A 2481-nucleotide genomic window follows, 5' to 3' on the forward strand; every position below is an offset into this window, starting at 1 on the left:
GTTAAAGGTAACCTTCATCTCATCATTCACTGCAACCGGGCTGAAATCTTTGTAGAAGCTATTTCCAATGACCACTTTTCCACGACCGCTTCTGGCACGTTCTACCGCAGTCATTTTATTGCTCCACCCGCCGATATTGTACCAGAAATAATTTTCGGTATCCTTTGCACCAGCTCCTACCAGGAAGCCTTCTTCTCCGGAGGTTTTTACCACAGTGGCTTCCACAACATAATCATGCCACTCAGGATTATTAATCGCTTCCGGTATCCACACTGCATTCATACCGCTCCCCCGGGTAAGGGTGAGTTTACCGTTTGCTATCCGGAAGCTTCCGGTAGAGCCCGGTACTGCTTCCCATTTGGATCCTGCTGCTCCGTTGGCAGTAAAGCTATCGTCTAACAGAACTTTCCCATCTTCTCTGGTTACTTTTACATGTGATACATATCCTTCGGACAACCAGGTTCCAATAATCGGGCTTCCGGTATTCTGGGAGTAATTTGCACCCTTCTTTTCAAGTGTTGTATGGACTACCCGGGTGCCGTAATTCTGGGCAAACATCTGCTGTGTATAATAGTTCGGCGTAGCAAAGCTGTCATACTCATCAAAATGAATCATATTCTGTGACCAGTTGGTACTGCCGATTTTCTCAAATAACGGGGCGTAGGATGCATGGCGTACAATATCGCCATTTCTTTCAATACCGGTCATATAGGCTGCATCGCAGATAGCCGACTCTAAATTGTTGTTCCGGTTATCCTGAAGATGAGTTGCATATTCACCAAGGAATACATCACTTCCACCATCTTCCTTTCTGGCATAATAGTCATAGCGGTCATCGGAATTCAGCATGAACTCTTTGGACTGATAGTAGTGCTCATCCACCAGTGTCTCTCCCGGATCTTTTTCATTCAGCCAGTCCCAGGCAAAACGGTAGCTTTCATCCTCTGCTGCAGGTCCCGCGGAAGAAATAATGGTAATCTTTCTGCCCGGATAATTGGCGCTTACATAGTTTTCTACGTAATCTTTAATATAGTCAAAATTATTCAGGTACTTTTCTCTCCAGTTTTCATTTCCGATACCGATATAATTCAGATTAAATGCTTCTTCGTGTCCATTCTCCACTCGTTTTTGTGCCCATTCCCGCTGGGTTGGATCACTGCTTATTACGCTGCCCCAGCAGTAATCGATCAAATTGGTGGCATGCTGTGCAAACTTATCCAGCTCCTCTCCCTGTGCTGCCGGCGCATTGTCACCATTGGCAAACTGGCAGAAAACCCCCGCGCTTAAAATGGGGAACGGCTCTGCTCCTAAATCTTCGCATAATTTCAAAATTTCATGATAGCCAAACCCATAGGACTGCATATAGCCATAGGTATTGGTATAAGACCCATTATCACTTGTCCAATGGTTTCCGATAGCTTTTCGCTCCTCTAAGGGTCCAATGGAATTTTCCCAGTTATAATAGCTGTCTCTGCCGGAATTCCCTTCTATGATACAGCCTCCCGGGAAGCGAATGAAGCTTGGATTCAGTCCCTGAAGCTTTTCCACCAAATCTTTTCTAATACCCTTGCCATAGGCATAGTTGGTATCTCCATAGCCGTAAGTATCCTGGGGACTTAAGGAAACCATATCCATATTCAGCACGCCATCACTCCCGGCACCGCTCACCGTAAGAACCAGTTTTCCTTTCTGAGTCTTCATCCCTTCCAGTACAGCCGTTGCCTTCTGCCAGGTCCCGTCATTTATCAGTTCAATTACCGCTTCTTCCGTGAGATCTTTCCCGGCTTCACTGACTACTTTTACTTTTAGTGTTCCCGTATAGTCGCTGTCTGCCTTTGTCCAGACAGAAAAATCAAAAGATTCCCCTTTTACTATTGGCATCGCAGCGGAATTGGGATTGTTCATCGGCGCAAATCCGCCGTTTTTCAGAATCATATCCCCTGTAATTACAGCATAATTGGTATTTTTATCGTTTAATCCGCCTTCTTTGGATACCACAAATCCATCGTCCCGGTCACTTACCCAGTGAAGTTTATAGGAGTACTGATTTCCTCTTTCCGGTTCACTGATACTTACGGTATTAAAATAATTTTCAAAAGAATAGTTTTTCACCATTTCCGGATACAACCCGCCATCTGCCGCACTATTGATATCCTCAAAGAACAATCCGATCATCTGCTGGCTGATCTCCACGCCCTCGTCATAGGGATCTACAACCATCGCATACTCCGTATCTCCCGCCGGAATAACCGTAATATCAAAATTCTTACCAGCACTTTCAGATCCGCAGGTCAGCCTGGCAGTCAGATGTACCGTCGTTGTTTCCTCCGGATTTGTAACCGTTCCGTCAGCTGCTATAATATCTGTGCGGTCACTTTCCCAGGCAACCCGGACATTTCCATCTAAAAGGCTGTCCGCAAGGGTGATTTTTTCTACAAAAGTACAATTCACCTTACCATTGCCCGCCTCAGGAATTGTCAG

The 2481-nt window shown here is 45.5% G+C and carries 1 protein-coding gene; it reads right to left on the reverse strand.

What is annotated here, in order from left to right; translation table 11 throughout:
• On the reverse strand, positions 1-2481 hold a 2481-nt coding region (locus tag ACH2DQ_RS27960), incomplete at both ends, for an alpha-L-arabinofuranosidase C-terminal domain-containing protein (protein ID WP_395028731.1).

Source organism: Robinsoniella sp. (genome assembly GCF_034124845.1).